The 1,173-nt window shown below is 53.1% G+C and carries 1 protein-coding gene; it reads left to right on the forward strand.

Features of this window, described 5'->3' with window-relative positions; genetic code table 11:
* Positions 1-25 precede the first annotated feature (25 nt).
* Positions 26-1,173 (forward strand): carbohydrate porin (locus AC2FGC_RS24205; RefSeq protein ID WP_496783670.1); only part of this gene is annotated, 1,148 nt, incomplete at its 3' end.

A 1,173-nucleotide genomic window follows, 5' to 3' on the forward strand; every position in this document is an offset into this window, starting at 1 on the left:
AATGATAAGACTTCTGGTTGCCGTATTGAGTATTTCCATTGCTGGCGCAGCGTCGGCTCAGGGACTATCTGGGCCATCTTCGGTCGAAGCTGACCTCGACCCCGGAGATGGGTTGACCGATCCGCAGTATCGTTCGGATTTTCCACGCAACATCGCACCGGGTTGGTTTCAGTGGAAAGACCGGCTGGCTGAAGGTGGGTTTCGTTTCAACATTGATTACTTGGCATTGGGCCAAACTACGAATGCTGATCTGGGTGCCAGCGAAGCGGCCAGCGGAATTGCGCGCCTTTACGGTAGTTGGCAGGCAACTGAACGCGGTTCCCTGACATTCAAGATCGAAGACCGGCACGGCTATACAGATGTTGCCCCGCAGTTTCTTGGTCTGGATGGTGGAGCCCTTTCGATCACAGGGACAGCCTTCAACGATAATGGTTTGCTGCTGACCAACCTGTTTTGGACCCAAAGAGCCGCGAACGGCTCGTGGACGCTGCAAGTCGGGCAGATTGATGTAACGGACTTTGTGGATATCTATGGGTTGGTAAGCCCCTACAGCGGTTTCCAAAACCTGTCTTTTAATACCAATCCGACAATTAACACGCCCAATCAAGGTCTTGGCATTGCTGGTGGCGTAAAACTTAACGAAAACGTTTATGCTGTTGCGAGCGTCTCGGACGCAAACGCCGACCCGTCTGATCCAAACTTTGATGTGTTCAGCGATGGCAATCTCTTCAAATCACTTGAACTTGGTTACACCTCCGGCTTTGATCGCATCTACTTCGACAATATCCATCTGACCCTTTGGCATGCGGATGCGGCTGACGATGGTAGCCGTCCAGAAGACTACGGCGCTGCGTTTTCGGCGGCATGGTTTGTTGGCAATAAATGGATGCCGTTCTTCCGGGCAGGGGCCTCAAAAGGGACAGCAGCACTCTATGATCGGTCCGTTTCTGCCGGTCTCGGTTACTACGGTCGCAATACCGATTTGGCCGGGCTGGGCCTGAACTGGGCCGAGGCAAGAGGCATAGATGGCGATCAGTTCACTCTGGAAGCGTTCTACCGTTTTTCAATCTCACCCGGATTGCAAATGACGCCGTCACTGCAGTTCATTTCTAACCCGCTGCAAAACCCCACTCAGGACAGCATTACGCTGTTCGGCCTAAGAACCCGGATCGT

The sequence above is a fragment of the Ruegeria sp. CDSC054 genome (assembly GCF_059610645.1).